Here is a 21,645-nt window from a genome sequence, read left to right as displayed (position 1 = left end):
ATACGCTTTATTGGTTAAGCGTTGTATTCAAATGGACGGTCGCCATCTTCGTCTTTAATGCGAGTTGGCAGACCCATGTTGTTCAATAGCGCTAGGAATGGACGTGAATCCAATTGCTCTACGTTACGCATTTCAGAGCAGTCCCATGTGCCGTTAGCTACAAGGATCGCCGCCGCAACCGGTGGCACGCCTGCCGTATAAGAAATGCCTTGGCTACCCACTTCCTTATAGGCGTCTTTGTGATCGGCTACGTTGTAGATGAAGACTTCTTTTTCTTTGCCGTCTTTCATGCCTTTTACAACATCACCGATACAAGTGTTGCCTGTGTAATCTGGTGCCAAAGAAGAAGGGTCAGGCAGTACAGCTTTAACCACTTTAAGTGGAACGACTTCTAAACCTTCTGCTGTTTTTACTGGTTGCTCAGACAGTAAACCGAGATTCTGAAGTACAGTGAAGACATTGATATAATGCTCACCAAAGCCCATCCAGAAACGTACGTTAGGTACGTCTAGGTTTTGCGAAATCGAATGAACTTCGTCATGACCACTCATGTAAGTCGTTTGCTTACCTACTACAGGCAAGTCGTCTGTACGGCTGACTTCAAACATTTTGTTGACGTTCCATTCGCGATTCTGCCAAGAGTAGACAACGCCGGTAAATTCACGGAAGTTGATCTCTGGGTCGAAGTTAGTCGCGAAGTACTTGCCATGACTGCCAGCGTTTACGTCGATGATGTCGATGTCTGTGACTTTATCGAAGTAATGGTTGTAAGCAAGTGAAGCATAAGCATTCACTACACCTGGGTCAAAACCCACACCAAGAATGGCGGTTACGCCTTTTTCTTTACAGGCTTCACGGCGCTTCCATTCGTAGTTTGCGTACCACGGTGGGGTTTCACAGATTTTATTTGGCTCTTCGTGAATCGCTGTGTCTAGGTAGGCTACGCCTGTTTCCATACACGCTTCAAGTACTGACATGTTAATGAACGCAGAACCTACGTTAATCACGATTTCAGAGTTGGTTTCTTTGATTAGCTTAACGGTTGCTGGGATGTCCAATGCGTTTAGGGAATATGCCTCGATGCGGCCCTCAACTTTCATGGCTCCTTTTTCTTTCACACTGGCAACGATCTCTTCGCATTTGGCAACGCTGCGTGAGGCAATGGCGATATCGCCCAGTGTGTCATTGTGTTGGGCGCATTTATGTGCCACTACACGGGCTACCCCTCCGGCACCGATAATCAGTACGTTCTTTTTCATAATAGTGCTATCTCCAGTTTAGAAATGATGCAGCCTTAGGAAAGGTTGTGCATAAAGTCGTCGTAATCAAATTCACGAACCAGTTCTATAGTGCCGTCTAATTGTTTCACCGCGATGGATGGCATTTTGACACCATTAAACCAGTTCTTTTTCACCATGGTGTAACCGGCCGCATCTTCTATAGAAATACGATCGCCTACGTTGAGCGCTTGATTAAATTTAAATTCGCCGAAAATATCGCCCGCTAGGCAAGACTTACCGCAGATCATATATTCGTGAGCACCGTCGCATGGCGTCATGCGCGCATTTTCACGGTAGATTAACAGATCAAGCATGTGTGCTTCGATTGAACTGTCGACGATGGCTAAGTTTTTACCATTGTACAGCGTATCCAAAACTGTGACTTCTAAGGTCGTGCTTTTAGTGATGGACGCTTCGCCTGGCTCCAAGTATACCTGTACACCGTATTTGTCAGAGAATGCCTTCAAGCGCGCGCAGAAGCGATCAATTGGGTAATCGTCACCGGTAAAATGAATGCCGCCGCCAAGGCTGATCCATTGCATTTTTTCGATTAAATAGCCAAAGCGCTCTTCAATCAGTGTCAGCATTTCATCGAAGCGGTCGAAATTGTTGTTCTCACAATTATTGTGGAACATAAAACCAGAAATTTCATCGATCACTGTTTCTATGCGCTTTGGATCCCATTCACCTAAACGGCTGAACGGGCGAGCAGGATCAGCAATAATGAATTCAGAGGTGCTGACTTGTGGGTTGACACGAAGCCCACGAGTTTTATCTTGGCTGACCTCTTTAAAACGTTCGAGTTGACCGATGGTATTGAAAATAATCTTATCGCTGTTCGCTAACACTTCGGTGATTTCATTATCGGCGTAGGCGACACTGTAAGCATGCGTTTCGCCTGCAAACTTTTGTTTACCGAGTTTCACTTCGTATAGGGAAGATGAGGTTGTGCCATCCATGTACTCTTGCATTAGGTCAAATACCGACCATGTCGCAAAACATTTCAACGCCAATAAAGACTTCGCGCCAGATTGCTCACGCACGTAGGCAATCTTCTCAAGATTATTGAGAAGTTTGGCTTTATCAATGAGGTAAAAAGGAGTCTGTAACATGGCCATCAGCCTCAAAATATGAAAGGGCGATATTCTAGTAGAAAGGGCATCACGTGACTAGCGTCGAAAGTGTACTTTATACACACATTTACAGTGTTTTTGACGCCATATAGGTGCAATATAGTATCAACGAGTTTTTCAAACAGAAATGAAAACGGCCCTATGTAGGGCCGTTTTTGTAGAAATTTTAACGCATGATTAATGAGTTGTGTTTTGCAGCGCTTTCATTTCATCATGGCACTCTTTCATACGAGCTTGAACAGCGCGTAGCGCTCTCTCGCAACCAACTGGCTGTTCTAACTTAAGGGCTTCGTCAAGTTCTTCAAGTACCTTGTCTTCCACCTCTTCTAATTGGTCAACATAGGTATGCTCAGTTGAATCTCTGCTGACTTTATCAAGCACTTTTGTGTACGCCTGACGGGCACTAACTTCCATGCTTGAATCGTTTTCAGGTTTGCCATTTTCAGCGATCGCAAATGGCTGTAGTTCGGTAACAGCGGATTCTTTTGCATCAATCATTTTATCAAACATACGCTGTATACGAGGGCTGTCTACTTCCTGTTTGGCCTTTTCGTAGAAGTCGATACCGCCATTCATTACTTTAATAATGTCTGCTACATGTTGTGTTTCAATCGCTTGTGTTGAGTTATTCATCTTACTCTCCTTCATTTCATCCAATCTTTCGGTCGAGTAGGCGTTTCGCAACGTGTTGGTATCTAGGATTAACCTGTAAGCGTTTATGTTCAAGCTTGAGATTACGACTGCACGCTTGCTTCACTTGGGTTTTTTATTTCTGACACATTGTCGGCTATTGCGCACGGATGATACAAAATGTTGATGGTTTTATGTTGGCGATCTGTCAATTTCGAGACAGATGTCTTATTATGAATATCTAATATATTATAAGCTTATTCTTTTTGGTTATTAGTTTTTTGGTTTACCTATCTGAATAAGCATCAGAGAGTACCTTGGAGCCAATATGAGACATATCACACCTGAATTCTATGTTGCCGAGCAACTGACGCTTGAGCAGATCCCTGAACTAGCCAAAGAGGGGATCCAGCATATCATTTGCAACCGTCCTGATAATGAAGGAGAGAACCAAACAAATAGTGAAGCAATACAGCAAGCGGCTGAATTACATGGAATGAGTTTCCATTATCTAGCAACAGAGCCGGGGCAGTTTGATTCGAGTTTAGTGTCGCAATTTGGCGATCTAATGGGGCGGTTAGAGGGGGAAACACTTGCTTACTGTCGAACGGGGACGCGCAGTTTGTCTTTATGGACTTTGGCAAACCCAGAGCGTAAATCTCGAGGCGATTTATTGTTATTAGCAGAGCAGGCGGGCTACAACATGTCAGGTCTAATTGAGCGTGTGGCAGACGTAGAGGGCTGAAAATGAATTCAACAATGCAGAATAATCACCATCAAGTGGTCATTGTCGGTGCAGGGGCAGGTGGATTAGCTGTCGCAGCCAGTCTCTTGAAGCGACAGCCTGATTTAAACATTGCAGTAGTTGACCCAGCCACCGAGCACTTTTATCAGCCTGGCTGGACATTGGTAGGTGGAGGAGTCTTCAAGCGTGAGCAAACTCATCGACCAATGGCCTCAGTGGTGCCTTCTAAAGTGAAACACTATCAACAAGCAGTAGTTGCCTTCCAGCCTGATTTACATACCATCGAAATGGACTGTGGCGAACATCTACATTACGGTGTTTTAATCGTTGCTCCAGGGCTGAAGCTTAATTGGGATGCGATTCCGGGTCTGCAAGAAACATTAGGAAAAAATGGTGTCGCGTCGAATTATGCATGGGACTACGCACCTTATACATGGCAAAACGTCCAGCAATTGAAAAAAGGCAAAGCCATTTTCACGCAGCCCCCGATGCCCATTAAATGTGCAGGTGCGCCACAAAAGGCGATGTATCTCGCTTGCAGTGAGTGGTTGTCGAAAGGTATTTTACCTGACATCGAGGTCGAGTTTTGTAATGCCGGTGGCGTGTTATTTGGGGTTACGGATTATGTGCCAGCTTTGGAAAGTTATATACAAAAGTATGGGATTGACTTGAATTTAAGCCAAAATTTGGTGGCGGTCGATGGCGAAAATAAGATCGCAACCTTTGAAATCGTATCAGAGCAGGGCGAAAAAGTTCGTATCGAAAAAGAATTCGACATGTTGCATGTTTGCCCTCCCCAAGGGCCTCTAGATTTTATTAAAGATAGCTCTTTGTCAGACGATGGGGGTTGGTTTGATGTGCACCCAGATACACTACAGCATAAGCAATATAACGATGTGTTTGGGTTGGGCGATGGTACTAACACGCCTAATGCGAAAACAGCGGCTGCTGTACGTGCCCAAGCTCCTGTCGTAGCGGAGAATGTTCTGTCAGTCTTGGTCAAACAACCCCCTCGTGCAATATACGATGGCTACGGCTCTTGCCCGCTTACTGTTGAGCGAGGCAAAATTGTGTTGGCTGAGTTCACCTACGGTGGCAAGATAAAACCCTCGTTCCCAAAATGGTTTATTGATGGTACTCAACCGTCCTATTTAGCTTGGCTGCTGAAAGAGAAAAGTTTGCCATGGGTATATTGGCAAGGCATGTTGAAGGGACATGAGTGGTTGGTAGATCCACTTATTTCCTCGAAACCACCGCGACAGTAACAGGCAAAAGGCGCTTTTAAAGCGCCTTTATTATATATAGTCCATTGCACCAATATATTTTTAATAAGCTGGCCAAAACAAGTTTTAGTAAAAGAGTAAATTTTTAAGTGTAGATGCCTGACGATTGATCAATTTGGGTAATTTGAAGAATAGGTTTTGTTTGAATATAGATTTCATTGCTATGCTAAAGCAGGGTAGAGCATGAAGTGTTTTCAGGGAAATAAGCACTACGTTGTCATGCTGTAGTCCATGGACGGCTAAATTTTATTAATAATAAGCGACTACATATTTATGAGTGATTCTGTCCCGAATAAGGCCAGTCAAAGTTCTTACAGTTTCAGTGTTATTGTGTTCCTCATAGTTTTTGCTCTGGGTTTAAGTGCATCGTATGCGTGGCAGTCACAACAGACTAAGGTGAAACGTACGCAGGCTATTTCGGTAGCTCAGTCCTATGCTTATCATTTAAAACAGGTGTTGGATCATAATCTGTCTGCGAATTATACCTTAGCAGCGCTTGTTCATGAATTTGGCGGCTTTACTCGTTGGTTTCCCCCCGTCGCTCAATCATTGCATCGTATTTATCCTGAAGTGAACAATTTTGCGTTGTCACCCGGTGGAATAGTTAAGCAAGTGTATCCAAAAGAAGGTAATGAGCGCGCTATTGGCTTTAACCAGTTAATGGATATTGAACAAGGCACTGAGGCTTGGTTAGCCATGAAACAACAGAAAACGATTCTGTCAGGTCCGCTAAACTTGGTGCAAGGAGGTAAAGGCCTTATTGCGCGCTACCCTATTATGTTAGAAAACCGAAACGAAGGGCCAGAAAAGTTTTGGGGCTTTAGTAGCGTCGTGATACGAATTGACTCACTACTTAAAAGCACTAATCAAATTGGACTGTCTGAACAAGGCTTTGCTTACAGTCTGCAACGAGTCGACACAGATGAACCTTTGCTAGTTGTACAAGACAGAGCTGAATTAATTAACGACCCAGTCTCGATGGATCTAAGTTTTCCAAGCGTTAAGTGGCGATTAGAGATTGCACCAGCCGAAGGCTGGATCCCTTCTTATATGCTGGTTACCTATATACTAGCAAGCCTAGCATTGGCATTGCTAGTCGCTCGATTTGCATTTATGGCACTACGTTTACGTCAACAAAAGCAGATGTTGACGCATTTATTGTCCGAACAAACTAAGTACGCCAACCAGTCTGATTATCGACTAAGTAGTACGCTGCAAGCGATCCCCGATCCATTAATTGAGTTAAATGCTGATGGCGTTGTATTAGAGGTGCGCTTGCCGAATGATGAAGCGGATCTCCAAGCGTTTTTTGTTCAAGGTGAACACTTCAGTGCACATTTATCAGAGCCTGCCGCTCAAACTTTAGAACTTGTGTTTAGCGAAGTAAGGCACAGCAAAACAAACAGTCATCGAGGTGCTTTGTTTAGTTTGCTGCTGTCTGACAGTAGAACGCTTTGGTTTGAAGTTTCTGCTGTCTTTCGTTCTTTTTCCGAAGAAGTCAGCGCAGGACATTTTATTGTTTTATTGCGAGATATATCACTGCGTCAGGAAGCCGAGCAGCAACAGCGTATTGCTGCTACCGCGTTTGAAACACAGGATGGAATTTTGATCAGTGACCGTCAGAACCGAATCATTCGAGTGAACAAGGCGTTTCAAAAGCTAACAGGGTATACCGAGAGTGAAGTGTTAGGGCAGACACCAGCGATTTTACAGTCTGGAAAACACAATCCTGAATTTTATCAAGAAATGTTTGAGAGCCTCGATCAGAAAGGCGCTTGGGAAGGAGAGGTTTGGAATCGCCGTAAAGATGGAGAGATTTACCCTGAATGGCTGAGTATTTCAACAGTACACGATCTCCTAGGTCAGGTGAGTCACTTTGTTGCGACGTTTAAGGATATTTCAGAACGTAAAGCTTCTGAACGTAAAATACAGCAACTTCATTATTATGACAGCCTAACTCGACTAGCGAATCGAACACTCTTGCTTGAAGAAATGAATGACCTATTGGAAAACTATGGCTTGCATCAATCTCAAGCCGCTGTTTTATTTATTGATTTGGACCACTTTAAAGACATAAATGATGTCTGGGGGCACAGCATAGGTGACCAGTTGCTGCAAAAAGTGGCAACACGTTTATCAGATACCATACGTACAAAAGACATCGTGGCTCGATTTGGTGGTGATGAATTCCTGGTGATGTTGGAGCCCGCAGATGTTTCAGCTAATCCCGACCGCATGGCTTATCGTGCGAGTCAGGTCGCAGGTAAATTGATGCGATCACTTGAGCGACCATTCACGATAAACTCTGTGGATTACCAAGTGGCGGCCAGTTTCGGAATCGCTTTGTTTGATGAGACATGCAGCGATCCGTTGGATGTGATCAAGCAAGCAGAGCTGGCAATGTATGAAGCGAAATCGTCTGGTCGATCCGGTTTCTATTTTTATAAGCAAGGCATGCAAGAGCGTGTACTGGAACGTGTGCAGTTGGAAAATGACCTAAGACATGCGTTAGAGAATGAAGAGCTTGCGTTATATGTTCAACCTCAATGGGATGCAAAGAAGTTTATGATAGGTGCCGAAGGCCTGTTACGCTGGTTTCATCCAGAGCGTGGTCCGGTATCGCCGGCAGCCTTCATTCCGTTGGCAGAAGAATCTCGTCTTATATTATCGATTGGTGATTGGGTATTAAGGCAAGCTTGCCAATGGCTATCGAAATGGAACAAAGATAAGCCAATGGAGAACTTTGTTTTTTCTGTCAATGTGAGTGCGGTGCAGTTTGCCCAGGAAGGGTTTGTACAACAAGTTGAGAGCATACTTAATGAATATCAGACGCCACCTTCTGCATTACAGCTTGAATTAACAGAAAGCATGCTGGCACATGACCAACAAGATATCATTAGTAAAATGGAAGCCTTAAAAGCGTTAGGTGTACTGATATCACTTGATGACTTTGGTACGGGCTATTCATCGCTGAGCTATTTACACCGATTGCCAATTGACCAATTGAAGATCGACCAATCTTTCGTCGCCAACATTGATAAAGGCGCGAAAAATGCTTCACTTGCTGAATCGATCATCAGCCTTGGGCATAACTTAGGCATGGAAGTTATTGCCGAAGGCGTGGAAACCTCTGCTCAGTTTGACTGGCTGAAAGAGCAAGGGTGTGACTTATTTCAAGGTTTTGGTTTGGCTAGACCAATGACAATAGAAGACTTGATCTTGCTCTACCGTAGCGCGGATTGAACGTCATTACTTAGAAGGGTATAGAGTGGCTCGTTGGGGATTAAGGTGGAAATCACTGGTAGTGCTGTTATTAGCAGGCGCTGTGGCATCTGTATTGGCGCTATCGTTGGGCTGGTATGTTGTCGCCGAGGGACGTCAGTATTCAGCTAAAGCGTATGCGGAAAATTTTACCGAGCTTAACTACCAAAAAATACTCACGCCCATGGCCCGTGAACTCGCCTTGGCACGTCGTTTTGCCGAACTGAGTACACTGCAACGGTGGTTTAAAGAGCCTGAAAATACAGTTCTTAAAGCGCAGGCTCTGCAAGATGTTGAGCATTTTCAGTCCGCTTTTGAAGACGGTGCCGTCTTCTTTGTTGCTGATAAAAGCTTAGCGTATTATTACTATGATGATCTGTTGCCAATTGACGGTGACTCCCAGTATTACCTTGACGAGCAGATGGAATCTAATAAATGGTATTTTTTAACTCGAGAACAGACTCAGCCCTATTACATAAACATCGATTTAAACGAGTATCTAAATAAAACGAAAATTTGGATTAACGTCCTAGTCCGAGATGAAGAGACATTTCTAGGTATCGCTGGGACAGGGTTTGAGCTGGGGCGTTTTATTGATAGTTTTGCTTCGTCACCGCAGCCAGGTGTGCAGCCATTTGTCATCAATGCAGATACGCTCCAAATTGAAGCCCACTCGAACACCGATTTAATTGCTATCGACGGTATTGCAAGTGCAGAGGATGAACAAAGTTTATACAGCTTAGTCGATAGCGATAACGATATTAAAGCGTTGCAAAAAAGTATTATTCAAGCGAAGCAGAATAGACAAGTTGAAACATTAAAACTTCGTATGGGTGGGGAAGATTTTATCTTATCCATACGCTATATGCCGGATCTGAATTGGCTGGTCGCGACCAGTGTGAATCTCGATGAAGTTCGCTTGCTGAATACCGACTTGATTATGGGTGTTGGGGTGGTTTTTGCTCTGTTACTCGCCATTGTTCTGTTGTTATTTGGTTTTGCGGTGGATCGCTTAGTATTACAGCCTCTGCGTCATTTACAAATGTCTGCGAAAGCGATCTCTCAAGGCTCTTACGAAGTCCGCTTACCAGTCAGATACGATGATGAAATTGGTGACCTAAGCCGTACTTTTAATTTGATGGCGCAGCAGGTAGAGAGTCATACTGCTGAGTTAGAATCTCGTGTAAAAGAGCGGACTTATGAACTTGAGCAAAGTAATGCTCAAATTAAAGCGGCAAACCGCAAGATAGGTGACTCGATTGATTACGCCAGTCTAATCCAACGAGCCATATTACCAGACCGACAAATGCAGCAATTCTTGGGTGCTCACCATAGTGTAGTATGGCGTCCACGCGATATCGTTGGCGGTGATTTTTATGTGTTCCATACCAATGATGAAGGGTGTTTATTAGGCATTGTAGATTGCGCTGGACATGGAGTCCCTGGTGCTTTGATGACCATGTTAATGCGAGCTGCGATAGACAAGGCGATCAATGAATTAGGCATCGCTGATCCCGCTAAACTGCTATATGCTATAGATCAGACTGTTCGGTCAATGTTGCATGAAGAGGCGACTGGCCATCAAGTCGCCACCAATGCGGACGTCGGATTGGTGTTTATTCGCCATCAGGGTGATCAGCTACGTTTTAGTGGTGCTAAAATTGCCTTATATGCAAGCGACGGTACATCAGTCGTCAAGCATGCAGCCAACAAGCGCGCCTTAGGCGACCGTAAACTCGGCCAATATGAGAATGTTGATTTACCACTTGCTGGTTGGACTTATTATATGACGACAGATGGTTACCTTGATCAAGCCGGAGGAGAGAAGAGTTTCGGTTTTGGTAATAAACGTTTTGAGCAATTGTTAGTCGAGAATACGCAATCTCCTTTGTCTGAGCAGACTACACGTTTTGCAGAAGCATTGGACGAATACATGGGGGATTTACCACAGCGTGATGATGTCACCTTGTTGTCTTTCCGCTTTGAGCATAATTCAAGTGAAGGAGGAGAATAGTATGTCAGTGCCGGACCTGTTCGACTTACGTAAACGTTTTGATAATGAAAAGATTCTATTGTGCTTCAATGGTCCTATCTCACGCAGCTTGATTGAAGAGATTGGTAATGCATTGCGAAATTACATGAAGTCTGAGCAGGCATCACCAGCCGACGCATTAGACGTATTTGCTGTATACATTGAGCTAACGCAAAATATTCGCCATTACGCTTTGGCTTCAAAACTGTTAGGTGCGGATACTGCTACGGTAGTTGTAAGCTACCGTGACGGGCATTATCACGTATCTGCGGGCAATATAGTACGTCAAGAAGACGGTCAAAGATTGATGGATCAAGTCGTTATGCTAGCGGCATTAGATAAAGTAGGGCTTAAAAAAATCTACAAAGAACAGCTGCGAAAGCCAAGAGATGTTGGGGCGACCAGTGGTGCGGGGTTGGGGTTAATTGACATTGCTCGAAAAGCATCAGCACCCGTTGTTCCAACTCTTCAATTACTAGACAACGGCACCAGTTATTTTAGTTTAAGTGTGCAAATTTGAGTAATAAAGCATGAAAGATTTAAACATTGTTTCCACCCAGGCAACACCTTTGATTGAAACCGATAGTAATCGCGGTGTGGTGTATATGGAAGGTGATTCTTACCCCGAGAATTCGTTTGAGTTTTACTCCGAATTGGTGGCATGGGTCACAACCTATCTTAAAAGTAATGATCGACCAATGACGGTTGAATTAGCACTGCTGTATTTGAATACCAGTAGCATTAAGGTCCTGATGGACATTTTTGATGAGCTTGAAGAACATCACCAAAAGGGTCGTGATGTCACGGTTAACTGGCGTTATGACGTGGATAATGAGCGTGTTGCAGAGCTAGCAGAAGAATTTAAGGAAGATTGTAGCTTTGCGTTTAATATCATAGGCCAAGAATGAAGCACAATATCAAAGAACTCGAACAGCGTGTTTTGGCGGCTCTCGCAGATGAGGCCCATCAAGAACATCCATTACATGACGTTTTAGAAGCCCTATGGGAATACAATCAAGATCAATGGTCACGTATGGAGCATTTGATTCGAGTGTCTGATTCTTATCAGGACATGATGATTCAGAAAAAGAAAACGTTGAGTGAGCGCTTTGATAAGCATCTTCGTCAATTAGATAAAATTACCCGTATTTCAGATCGTTATCAAACTGCTTTGCGTGAAGCAAACATTGAGCTAGAGCAAGCATCTTATATCGATGCTCTGACAGGGTTGCCGAATCGTCGAAAAATGCTGCGGCGCTTAAAAGCGGAGTTTGATATGCGCCCCGAGTCGGTGCGTCTTGCGATGATTGATATTGATTATTTTAAACGTATTAATGATGAATTTGGCCACTTAATCGGTGACGATGTTTTAGTCTCTGTTGGTAACTTAATTGAACTTACGGTGGGTGATTCAGGGCATATTTCCCGCTGGGGAGGCGAAGAGTTTCTTGTGATCTTCTCTCAGGTAGAGCATGCAGAAGTTGAATCTTGCTTGAAGCAGTTGACGAAGGTGATTCGAGAAGCCTATTTTGAAGCGGGTGATCACACTAAAATTCGCACTACGGTCAGTATTGGAGTCTCCCATTATCAAATCGGTGACTCAGCCGATTCATTGATTACTCGTGCCGATGATGCGCTTTATCGCGCCAAAGACAGCGGCCGCGACAAAGTCGTGTTTAGCTAAATTGCCAAAGCGCGACTAAATCTACCGAGTTCTTGTCTTGAATCCTTATACCTTGGTATTAAATCTTCATCCATGGTGGTAACTGTGGATATCTCGACGTATCTTTAAACCATAAAAATAACATTAGGTATTTGGTTTATGGCAGCGATAGATATCCCAGAAGTCCTAAAATTTATAGACAGTACGCCTCCGTTTTCAGGTCTAACATCCGTACAGCAAAAACATCTACTCGGTGGCGTCGAGCTCACGTATGCGAGGCAAGGTGAGAAGCTTAATCTAGAAGGTTCGCGTGCTACGCTGCACCTGATTCGACGCGGTGCGTGTGAAATCCGTTCAGCAAAAGGCGGGCTAGTAGATAAGCTGGCCGATGGCGATTGTTTTGGTGTATCCAGTGTCTTGGAGCAAAACCCAGACGGGTTACAAGTCGTTGTGTTAGAAGACAGCCTTATCTACCGTTTTCAAAAAGATGGCTTTCAAGAGCTGCTGCAGGAAAGCGAAGAGTTTGCATTGTTTTTTGCTCATACACGTACCAGTCGACTGCGTAAATTATCTCGAGCTCACGCAACAGATTTGGCCACTCCGGTACTGCAGCTCTCCACTTCGATTAGCCAAATCATGGCGCGTAATCTAATTACTGCAAGTGTTACAGATACCGTGCAGCAAGCCGCCTCTGTCATGACTGACGCTCGTGTCAGTTCGATTCTAGTATTGGAGAAAGACAGACTCGTCGGCATTGTCACAGACCGAGATTTACGCTCAAGAGTGTTGGCCGTCGGAGCATCAGCCGACATACCGCTTAGCGATGTGATGACGCATGCTCCAGCCTCGATTGATTCAAGAAGTTTGGTGATGCACGCGCAGACCTTGATGAGCGAAAAAAATATTCATCACTTGCCTGTTGTCGAGTCTGATCATACGCCTGTTGGTATGATCACAGCTGCAGATCTATTGAGGCATCAAGAACTTAGTCCATTACTTCTTATCAATCAGATTAATCGTCAGACGGATATCACCAGTCTTCGAGAAGTGTGTCAGCAGTTGAACAATTTGATTGTAAATCTGATCCTGACTGATATGAAAACCACAGACATTGGTAGCGTTATTGCGGCAATCAGTGACAGTTTAACGCGACGAATTATTGAGCTGGGCATCGAACGATATGGTGCAGCACCTTTTGCTTTTCAGTTCCTAGTATTCGGTTCACAAGCTCGTAAAGATCAATCGCTTGGCAGCGATCAAGACAATGGCATGATGTTGTCCCAAGAGCCGACATCCGAACAAGCTCAGTATTTCGCGAAACTGGCCCAATTTATCTGTGATGGCTTAGCACAATGCGGTATTCGCAGTTGTCCTGGTGACATTATGGCGTCGAATAAGAAGTGGCGTTTGACCCAGGACGGTTGGAAGCAAACATTTGCCAATTGGGTTGAAGCCAGCTCACCTTCGTCTTTACTGAACGCCAGTATTTTCTTTGATATTCGTTGTGTTTACGGTGATGAAAACGGTGTAACAGAACTGATTCAAGATATGCAATCACGTGTTGCCAAAACCTCGCTGTTTTTAGCCACCTTAACTCGAACAGCTACGGCCTCTAAACCTCCAATTGGTTTCTTCCGCAATTTTTTGCTCGAGTCCTCAGGTGAGCACAAGCATCAATTAGATCTAAAGCATCAGGGCTTAGCATTGATTAATGATTTGGCCCGAATTTATGGGCTAGGTTGTAAGCGCTATCATGTGGCGACAAAAGATCGTCTTGAACAGGCCGCTCGGGAAAAACTGATGGGGTTGGACATTGCCCGAAACTTGATGGACGCATGGGATGAGCTGAATGAGCTTCGCCTACAAGCGCAGCGTCAACATTGGCAAACCACAGGTGAGCCGAGTGCTTATTTAGATCCGTCTGAACTAAGTTCGCTAGAGCGTAAACACTTAAAGTCGACGTTTGCCATCATCGCAGACGGGCAATCTGCTGCCTTGCAACGTTTTGCTAGAGGTTATGCATAAGATGCCAAAGCGTATTTTTCAAGCTATTGATAGCTGGCGTGAGCGGCGTGAAGAGCAAACGAAGCCTTGGTATGAGCATTCTTATTTCGTGTTAGATATGGAAACCACAGGGTTGGATCCCAAGCAGCATCAGGTAATTAGTTTAGGCTGGGTGTTGATTGAAAATGGCGCGATTCAACTGGATACGGCTCAGCATTTATTATTAGACTCTGCTGAGATTGATGACGTCAGTGTCGGAATACATATGATTACCGACTCTGATGTAATGGAGCAAGGGCGTCGTCATGAGAGTGTGCTGCGTTACTTACGACAGATTATGAAAGATAAGATACTGGTGGTTCATTACTCACCACTGGAATTGGGCTTTTTAAAATCCCTCTGGCAGACTCAGCCCATGCCTGCGCTGGCATTTGATTGGATCGATACCATGCAGGTGGAAATGCAACGTCGCAGCCGTGCTCAAGAAGTCATTGGTGACGGTGGTTATCGCTTACCTGCTTGCCGTGAGCGTTATGGTTTACCTGACTACCCTGGACACGATGCGCTCACTGATGCCATGGCTACCGCGGAGCTGTTGTTAGCGCAAGTGGCGCATTTTAATGATCATGCGCCTAGCTTGCAGGAATTAGTCCGTATCGGCGGTGGCCGAGCTCGTTTATCATCCAATAATAAGGCGCCTTAAACGCGAGCCAAACAGCCTTATTTATTAAGCCAAGGAAGGTGTTGTTCCAAGTGTTTCGTGGCTGGGTTCACTGGCGAGGAAGCAAGGCTGTTCTGACCAATGTAATAGCTGCAATTCGCCATCCTCATGCTCTACTAGTGCGGTACAGTGTTCTACCCAATCCCCATCGTTGCAGTACAACACATCACCTTGACGTTGAAAGCGTGCAAAATGGATATGTCCACCAATATACCCATCTAGTTTTTTATTTCGTGCAGTTTTGATCGCCGCGGTTTCAAAGCGGGTGATGAACTCTTGTGCTTTACTGACGTGCTGTTTGAGGTAACCTGCAAAAGACCAGTAAGGTCGTCCAAAGGCGCGTCTAATGCGATTGAAATGGCGATTTAAAGACAGCATTAATCCATGGACTTTGTCACCAATTGCTAGCATAAATGGGCTGACTTTTACCATTTGATCAAACTCATCCCCATGGCTAACTAGAAAGCGACGGCCATCTGCTGTGGTGTGAATTGCTTGCTGCTCTAATGCAACGCCTGAAAGAGTTTGACCGCAAAATTGACGAAAGAATGCATCATGGTTGCCAGGGATGTAGGTTACCTTAGTACCTAGCTTTGCCAACTCTAAAATTCGTTGTACAACTTGCTGTTGCGTATCGTTGAAGTAAGCGCGTTTGCGCATTTCAATTAAGTCGATAATGTCTCCGACCAAATAGAGGTTTTCGGTCTCTATTTTATGAAGAAAATCGAGTAAGTGTTCCGCTTGGCAAGCTTTTGTACCAAGGTGGACATCTGAAATAAAAACCGCGCGGAATTGAGTCTTCATAGGCTAACCTCTTTAGCTGATAGCTTTAGGCTAGAGAGGTTACGTGACGCTTTCGTGAAGCCTAGATGTCGAATTGATGAGATCTAGCCGCAACAACGATTGACTTCAGCTGGAATGTCATCGTCGTAGTGGTATTGGTAGGGTTGTTGGTATATTTGATTGCCACCTCGTTGCTTGGCTGATTTCTTGGCTTGAGCGGCTAACTCTGCAACGAAGTGGTGGCTATCACATACCTTTGGGTTTGGGTTCACAACACCAATGGCCAAACTTAGAACATCAAAAAAAGTATGATCGCCATCACGACTTTTAGTCCAAATGCCACCTTCATCAAGGTCGGCAGGGTTATAGAATTTAATCACTTCTGCTGCGAATCGCTCAAGGATGATATGACATTGATCACACCAGTTTTCTTCTTGGAAGATGACCACAAAATCATCGCCGCCAACATGTCCAATGAAGTTCTCTTCTGAGGTTACGACACTACGTAAAATACTACCGACCAATTGGATTATGGCATCACCTTTAGCGTAGCCATAATAATCATTAAACGGTTTAAAGTTGTTTAAATCAAAATACGCTACATAGAAGTCGTGCTCAGCCAATAAGCGTCGATCAATCTCACGGTTAATCGGTACGTTACCCGGCAAAAGTGTTAGGGGGTTGGAGTAAGTCGCGTTTTGAATCTTCAGCTCTGTAATACGTTTCAGTAAGTCTTTTAAGTGTCCTAATCCAAAGTATAGCCCTTCGTGTACGATCACGATTTCATTATTGACCAAGTCGGTGTCTTGATCAGTAAACATCGTCGAAACACTGGCTAAGGATACATTGCTTTCGACAATCAGCACATCTGTAGAGGTAACTGCTAACGCGGATTTGTTTTCGTACAGTGCACGACCATAGGGGGTTGAAAACAGCTCATGTAATGCATGTCGGCGAATAATCCCTAACGGTTTACCATTTTCCACAACAGGCAGCGCGAAAATGTTTTTGTTTTTTTTGAAAAGTTTTGCCACTTCGTTTAAAGGACGGGTGCTTTCAACGAAAACTGATTCTCGATTTAATGATTGTACGGTTTCTCCTTGTTGAGCGTGGAATTTATTGCGCTTCGTTACATGATTAAGCAAATACTCATGAGGTTCTGTATTCGGTAATGGACTAGGGTGTTGTAAAAAGAAACCTTGTCCAAAGCGTACGCCCAACTCAAGTAATTGATCTAGCTCTTCTTTATGCTCAATCCCTTCGGCCACCAAAGCACATCGTAATCGCTGAGAAATGCTAATGATGGATCGAACAAACTCACGCTTAACCTCATCGCGGTCGATGCCTTCAATAAAGTGTTTGTCGAGCTTTACAATATCGGGTCTAACTTCAGACCAGAGACGAAGTCCAGAGTAACCAGCCCCCAAGTCGTCTATAGCGACCTGAAACCCCATTTCACGATAATGCTCGACACTTTGATGGGTAAGACCATTTTGATCGTAGGGGTGCTTTTCAGAGAGTTCAATAACAATGTTATTTTGATTTAACCCAAGGTCTTTCAAAATGGATAATGTCATGCCTTTTTGATGGTCTGGAGAGCTCAGTAGAGAGGCGCTGACATTAAGAAAAAGTTGGCCTGGAAGTTGAAGTTCGACAAAACGTGAGATGGCACGTTCACGGCACAAAAGCTCGAGTTCGTGTAATCGCCCTTGTGCTTGAGCAAATGGAAATAAAACGTCTGGGGCAAACAGCTCAGTGTCTTTTGGGCCACGAGACAGCGCTTCATAGCCAAAAATATGGCCTGAAGTTAGATCATAAATCGGTTGAAATAGAGGCGTTATTAGGCCTTCTTCTAAAACCTTATTAAGTAATGATGAGCTGTCTAGTTGCATGTCCGTGCCGCCACTTTGTGCCAAGAATATGTCGCTATGATATGAACAAATGATGACAGATATATGACAGGTTTTTGTAGTGCAGGGATTGATCTAAAAACTAAGTGTAAATAAAGGAAGGTTTGATATAGGGCAAAATGATATTAGATTAGTACATGAGAGGGGCTTCGTTATGCTGATCGTATTTTTGTTTTTACTGTTGCGATCAGTAACGAATATTGGCAAAAATGCCAATCAAGGACGCCAAACTTAGTGAACTGGGTTACCTTGTAAGGGTGCAGAAGTTGAACGTTTGCCAGAAGTTAGAGCAGACTTGATGCGGGCAACAAGAGACTTTACAGCGGCGGCAACGTATTCACTACGCAGCTGGTAAGCACGTTCTACATAGTATTCTGTATCTAAGTGATCGAATGAGTTGTTCATAGTTTTCTCCAGAAAAGTATTGGCTTTAAGATGATTAAATAGTAATCACTGGCCACTTAATAAACAAACGATCAATTTTCAGTAGATAGATGAAAAAAACTAACCATTTGTTTTTATTGTTTAATAATCAATTATTTAGGTTTTTTGGAGTGCTAGAGTTGCTGTCTGTACTGCCCAGGTGTGATGTTTTCACAGCGTTTAAAAAATCGTGAGAAATATCCGGGGTCTTTGAAGCCTAAGTCGTACGCAATTTGTTCAACCGATTTCTGGGTATAGATTAGATGACGTTTGGCCTCCATTAATAAATGCTCGTGTGTGAGTTGTATAACGGTCTTGCCAAAAGCGTGTTGGGTGAGCCGGTTGAGCTTTTTATCCGACACATTGAGCTGTGTTGCATAGTCCGTTAATTTCCAATGATCCGTAAGATGGTTATTCACGAGACTTTTCAAGCGCTGCAATGTGAGTTCGTCTTGGGTTTGTCGTTGGGCAACGTTAACTGTGTGGTGTCGCTCGACAAATATCAGTATGGCTTTTAGTAAATGCTCAATAAGCGTATTTTTATGATCTTTCACATGATGAAATTCATGTTCCAGTAACGTAATCAGTTGCCACAAGTGACTAAACTCTTCAGCGTCCCCATTGAAATTAAGGCAACCCGACGTAGTCACAAAGGCACTATTGGCATATTCATCTCCTAGTAGCGCATCTGAGATAGATAGCACACGTCCATCTGTTTGAGGGGCAAACCGAAAGCTATGCACGGTCCCAGGAGGAATAATGATCCCCCAGCAGCCTTCTAGGAAACGGGTTTGGGTATCTAGTTGTAGTTGCACCGAGCCACTTTTCAGTAACAGCAGTTGCACTAATTGAGTGTGTTGATGTGCTTTTATATGCCAACCCAAATGGCTACTGCGTGCGGCAATATCTTCTATGTGAACAAAGTCTGGATGATCGATCCAGCGTCCCTCACCGTATAAACCGAACTGCGGAATTGTCTGATTCATAATGTTTCTACTGAAAAATTAATGTCATTGCCAAAAACCAATAATGCACTTAAAAACCTCTAAAAAGCGTTTTATTTGGTTTTTATGTCTTTAAATTACGCTATTTTTATACTTTTTATTAAAGCTCTGCCTGTCCGAAAAGTACAATTTATTGTCCTGAAAGTTCCTGATTATTTTGTTCTTACTTGTCCATTATTAAGTGATTGAGAAATGATAACGAACAAAAATAATACAGGTAAAAAGTCATGAAAACACAAGTAGCGATAATTGGTGCGGGACCTTCAGGTTTATTACTGGGGCAATTACTGGCGAAGCAAGGCATCGACAATATTATTGTGGAGCGCGTCAGTGGTGAATACGTGTTAGGGCGTATCCGCGCTGGCGTACTGGAGCAAGGTATGGTCGAGCTACTCCACGAAGCCGGTGTGTCTGAACGAATGGACCGTGAAGGTGAGGTGCACACGGGGGTGGAATTGGCATTCAACGACAAGCGTGTACGCATCGCTCTAGATGAACTGACTGGGGGTGATACCGTCATGGTGTATGGTCAAACAGAAGTGACGCGTGACCTTATGGAGGCTCGTCAAGCGTCAGGTCAAACCACAGTCTATGAAGCCAGCAATGTACAGTTGAATGATGTGAAAACCGATGCGCCGTATGTCACATTTGAAAAAGACGGTGAATCGGTTCGTTTAGATTGTGAGTTTATTGCTGGCTGTGATGGCTTCCATGGTGTGTCACGTAAAACCATTCCTGATGACGTCAAAACCGAGCACGAGCGAGTGTATCCATTTGGGTGGCTAGGTTTACTATCCGATACCAAGCCTGCCCACGATGAGTTGATCTACTGTAAAACCGATCGAGGTTTTGCCCTAGCCAGCATGCGATCGGCGACTCGTTCACGCTACTACCTTCAAGTGCCTCTGACGGATAAAATAGAACAGTGGAGTGATGACGCGTTTTGGAGCGAATTAAAACGTCGATTACCGACGGATGTGGCCGCTTCCATGGAAACTGGACCAAGCATTGAGAAAAGCATTGCACCACTGCGTTCCTTTGTCTGTGAGCCCATGCAATATGGCAACATGTTCTTAGTCGGAGATGCCGCGCACATCGTACCGCCTACAGGCGCGAAAGGCTTAAACTTAGCGGCGTCTGACGTAGCGACACTTTATAAAATCTTGACAAGAGTGTACCAAGACGGTGATCGAGACTGCATCAATCAATATTCAGAAGTCTGCTTGCGTCGTGTTTGGCACGGAGAGCGTTTTTCTTGGTGGATGACCAATATGATGCACGACTTTGGTGATGTGGAAGTTAACGGTACAGATTCCCAGACCTTCTCACGCTTTATGGAATCTGAATTGAACTTCTACACCGATAATGAAGAAGGTCGTCGCGTGATTGCCATGCAATACGTTGGTTTACCTTATGAACAAATCAAGTAGTGGTGTAGCCGGAAGGTAGCGATTAAAGAAGCCGGTCATCGTCAAACGGTTGCGATGGAATGTGCATAACTTGTTGGTTTTTCAACAAGCATAGTCATGGTTGGTAATGCTCAGTTTTTATTTAGAAATTCTTGTAAAAACAGCATACCAATCATGCCCATGCAAACCAAATACAACAGCATCCAGCGCATCTTCATGCAGTAGGGACAAGGTTTACGTTTTTTCTTAGCCATAAGCGTTCCTGCTGAGGCCAAACAAACGCCTCGATAATGATAGTACCTGATGATGGTAGCAACTATTCCCCTCCAGTACGACCCGACCCTGTTTGGGGAAGCGATATCACAACCTCAGCATCACCCAATTTTGCTCTACTTCAATCTTTGTGGAAAGGAGAATCCATGCATTGTATTCGCTTGCGCAATGTCGCTCCGCGACCGTCAGCGCGAATCCAAAGCATGTGTTCTTAATCAAGACTGAATCATCCCTTTTGTAAGGTTCGACTTGCTTGGGCAACGACTTATAAATTCCCATAAAAAAATCCGATTAAGTTGCCTTAATCGGATTTTTAATTTGTAACCTTGGCAGTGGCGATTATTGAGTCGCTTCCGCTGTTTCGTTTTGTTGCTGCTGTAGGTTTTCTAGGTACAGTGCATCAAAGTTAATTGGTGCAAGCATCACTGGGTTGAAACTACCCTTCGTGATAACAGAGTCAATCGCTTCACGTGCGTAAGGGAACAATGTGCCAGGGCAGAATGCGCCAAGAGCGTGATGTAGTTGGCGCTCTTCAAAGCCAGCAATCGTGAATAAGCCACCTTGTAAAACTTGTACTAGGTAGGCAGGTTCATCGTTGTTTTTAACGTTAACAGTGATGTCTAAAACAACTTCGTAAAGGTTCTCACCAACTTGACGGCTTTTAGTGTTTAGCTCAAGGCCTACTTCTGGCTTCCACTCTTCTTGGAATACAAGTGGAGAGCGAGGAGATTCGAACGATATATCTTTTAGGAAGATACGTTGAATTTGCAGTTGTGGTTGAGCTTGGTTTTCTTCAGCCATGATAGTTCCTTGGTTTGTTTAGTTAGAAGCAAGCAGAGCATCAAGCTCGCCAGCATTGTCGAGAGCAAATAGGTCGTCGCAACCCCCTACATGACGCTCGCCAATCCAGATTTGCGGTACCGTGTGGCGACCGCTTTTTTCCTTCATTTGTTGACGTGAAGTATGGTCGCCGTCGACACAGATTTCACTGAAGTCCGCTTGCTTGTGTTGCAACAGTTGTTTTGCACGGAAGCAAAATGGGCAATAGTTGCTTGAATAAATAGTGACATTTGCCATTGCGGACCTCTTAA

General features: G+C 44.1%; 20 protein-coding genes. 10 read left to right on the top strand and 10 right to left on the bottom strand.

Annotated elements, in window-relative coordinates; translation table 11 throughout:
* Positions 1-14 precede the first annotated feature (14 nt).
* The 3 genes from AYW75_RS14995 to AYW75_RS14985 form a co-directional block, all read right to left on the bottom strand.
* The gene (locus AYW75_RS14995; protein WP_067101067.1) at positions 15-1,259 is read right to left on the bottom strand and encodes a saccharopine dehydrogenase family protein; all 1,245 of its coding nucleotides are present in this window, start codon (positions 1,257-1,259) and stop codon (positions 15-17) included.
* A gap of 35 nt (positions 1,260-1,294) precedes the next feature.
* Entirely contained in the window at positions 1,295-2,392 is a 1,098-nt protein-coding gene (nspC, locus tag AYW75_RS14990) for a carboxynorspermidine decarboxylase (protein ID WP_067101149.1), read from the bottom strand.
* A gap of 198 nt (positions 2,393-2,590) precedes the next feature.
* On the bottom strand, positions 2,591-3,046 hold the full coding sequence (locus AYW75_RS14985) for a PA2169 family four-helix-bundle protein (protein ID WP_067101064.1): 456 nt from the start codon (positions 3,044-3,046) through the stop codon (positions 2,591-2,593).
* Between the two features lie 325 nt (positions 3,047-3,371).
* Between AYW75_RS14985 and AYW75_RS14980 the strand changes: the two genes are divergently transcribed.
* The 9 genes from AYW75_RS14980 (at position 3,372) to AYW75_RS14940 (ending at position 14,734) form a co-directional block, all read left to right on the top strand.
* On the top strand, positions 3,372-3,788 hold the full coding sequence (locus AYW75_RS14980; RefSeq protein ID WP_067101060.1) for a TIGR01244 family sulfur transferase: 417 nt from the start codon (positions 3,372-3,374) through the stop codon (positions 3,786-3,788).
* A 2-nt stretch (positions 3,789-3,790) separates the two neighbouring features.
* Positions 3,791-5,053 carry an NAD(P)/FAD-dependent oxidoreductase gene (locus tag AYW75_RS14975; RefSeq protein WP_067101057.1) on the top strand — a complete coding sequence of 421 codons (1,263 nt, stop codon included), beginning with the start codon at positions 3,791-3,793 and terminating at the stop codon, positions 5,051-5,053.
* Positions 5,054-5,344: 291 nt separating this feature from the next.
* Positions 5,345-8,314 (top strand): bifunctional diguanylate cyclase/phosphodiesterase, encoded by a 2,970-nt coding sequence (locus tag AYW75_RS14970; RefSeq protein ID WP_067101054.1) that lies wholly within the window; start codon positions 5,345-5,347, stop codon positions 8,312-8,314.
* 25 nt (positions 8,315-8,339) lie between these two features.
* Positions 8,340-10,346 (top strand): biofilm regulation protein phosphatase SiaA, encoded by a 2,007-nt coding sequence (gene siaA / locus AYW75_RS14965; RefSeq protein ID WP_067101051.1) that lies wholly within the window; start codon positions 8,340-8,342, stop codon positions 10,344-10,346.
* Between the two features lies 1 nt (position 10,347).
* On the top strand, positions 10,348-10,884 hold the full coding sequence (gene siaB, locus AYW75_RS14960; protein WP_067101048.1) for a biofilm regulation protein kinase SiaB: 537 nt from the start codon (positions 10,348-10,350) through the stop codon (positions 10,882-10,884).
* 10 nt (positions 10,885-10,894) lie between these two features.
* Complete coding sequence (siaC, locus tag AYW75_RS14955; protein WP_067101045.1) at positions 10,895-11,272, top strand: biofilm regulation phosphoprotein SiaC; 378 nt, start codon at positions 10,895-10,897, stop codon at positions 11,270-11,272.
* Positions 11,269-12,048 carry a diguanylate cyclase gene (locus AYW75_RS14950; RefSeq protein WP_067101042.1) on the top strand — a complete coding sequence of 260 codons (780 nt, stop codon included), beginning with the start codon at positions 11,269-11,271 and terminating at the stop codon, positions 12,046-12,048. Before siaC ends, AYW75_RS14950 begins: the two co-directional genes overlap by 4 nt.
* A gap of 138 nt (positions 12,049-12,186) precedes the next feature.
* Positions 12,187-14,052 (top strand): DUF294 nucleotidyltransferase-like domain-containing protein, encoded by a 1,866-nt coding sequence (locus AYW75_RS14945; RefSeq protein WP_067101039.1) that lies wholly within the window; start codon positions 12,187-12,189, stop codon positions 14,050-14,052.
* Position 14,053: 1 nt separating this feature from the next.
* Entirely contained in the window at positions 14,054-14,734 is a 681-nt protein-coding gene (locus tag AYW75_RS14940; RefSeq protein WP_067101036.1) for an exonuclease domain-containing protein, read from the top strand.
* 24 nt (positions 14,735-14,758) lie between these two features.
* Here AYW75_RS14940 and AYW75_RS14935 read toward each other — a convergent pair whose 3' ends face one another.
* The 4 genes from AYW75_RS14935 to AYW75_RS14925 all read right to left on the bottom strand — a co-directional run bounded on the left by AYW75_RS14935 (position 14,759) and on the right by AYW75_RS14925 (position 18,854).
* Positions 14,759-15,556, bottom strand: coding sequence for a UDP-2,3-diacylglucosamine diphosphatase (locus AYW75_RS14935; protein WP_067101033.1), 798 nt, complete (start codon positions 15,554-15,556; stop codon positions 14,759-14,761).
* An 83-nt stretch (positions 15,557-15,639) separates the two neighbouring features.
* Entirely contained in the window at positions 15,640-17,427 is a 1,788-nt protein-coding gene (locus AYW75_RS14930) for a GGDEF domain-containing protein (RefSeq protein WP_067101030.1), read from the bottom strand.
* A 249-nt stretch (positions 17,428-17,676) separates the two neighbouring features.
* Complete coding sequence (locus AYW75_RS18815) at positions 17,677-17,850, bottom strand: RSP_7527 family protein (protein ID WP_156490869.1); 174 nt, start codon at positions 17,848-17,850, stop codon at positions 17,677-17,679.
* Between the two features lie 152 nt (positions 17,851-18,002).
* Positions 18,003-18,854 carry a helix-turn-helix domain-containing protein gene (locus tag AYW75_RS14925; protein WP_067101027.1) on the bottom strand — a complete coding sequence of 284 codons (852 nt, stop codon included), beginning with the start codon at positions 18,852-18,854 and terminating at the stop codon, positions 18,003-18,005.
* A 245-nt stretch (positions 18,855-19,099) separates the two neighbouring features.
* Between AYW75_RS14925 and pobA the strand changes: the two genes are divergently transcribed.
* A complete protein-coding gene (pobA, locus tag AYW75_RS14920) occupies positions 19,100-20,302 on the top strand; it encodes a 4-hydroxybenzoate 3-monooxygenase (protein ID WP_067101024.1) in 1,203 nt (400 codons plus the stop codon).
* 110 nt (positions 20,303-20,412) lie between these two features.
* Here pobA and AYW75_RS19140 read toward each other — a convergent pair whose 3' ends face one another.
* The 3 genes from AYW75_RS19140 to grxC form a co-directional block, all read right to left on the bottom strand.
* Positions 20,413-20,535, bottom strand: a complete 123-nt coding sequence (locus AYW75_RS19140; protein ID WP_269447795.1) for a hypothetical protein — start codon at positions 20,533-20,535, stop codon at positions 20,413-20,415.
* Between the two features lie 358 nt (positions 20,536-20,893).
* Complete coding sequence (secB, locus tag AYW75_RS14910; RefSeq protein ID WP_067101019.1) at positions 20,894-21,355, bottom strand: protein-export chaperone SecB; 462 nt, start codon at positions 21,353-21,355, stop codon at positions 20,894-20,896.
* An 18-nt stretch (positions 21,356-21,373) separates the two neighbouring features.
* Entirely contained in the window at positions 21,374-21,631 is a 258-nt protein-coding gene (gene grxC, locus AYW75_RS14905) for a glutaredoxin 3 (RefSeq protein WP_067101016.1), read from the bottom strand.
* Between the last annotated feature and the right edge of the window lie 14 nt (positions 21,632-21,645).

This window comes from Marinomonas atlantica, assembly GCF_001639725.1.
Lineage (GTDB): Bacteria > Pseudomonadota > Gammaproteobacteria > Pseudomonadales > Marinomonadaceae > Marinomonas > Marinomonas atlantica.
The sequence above is the reverse complement of the archived record's forward strand: the minus strand, read 5'-3'. Positions and strand labels throughout refer to the sequence as shown.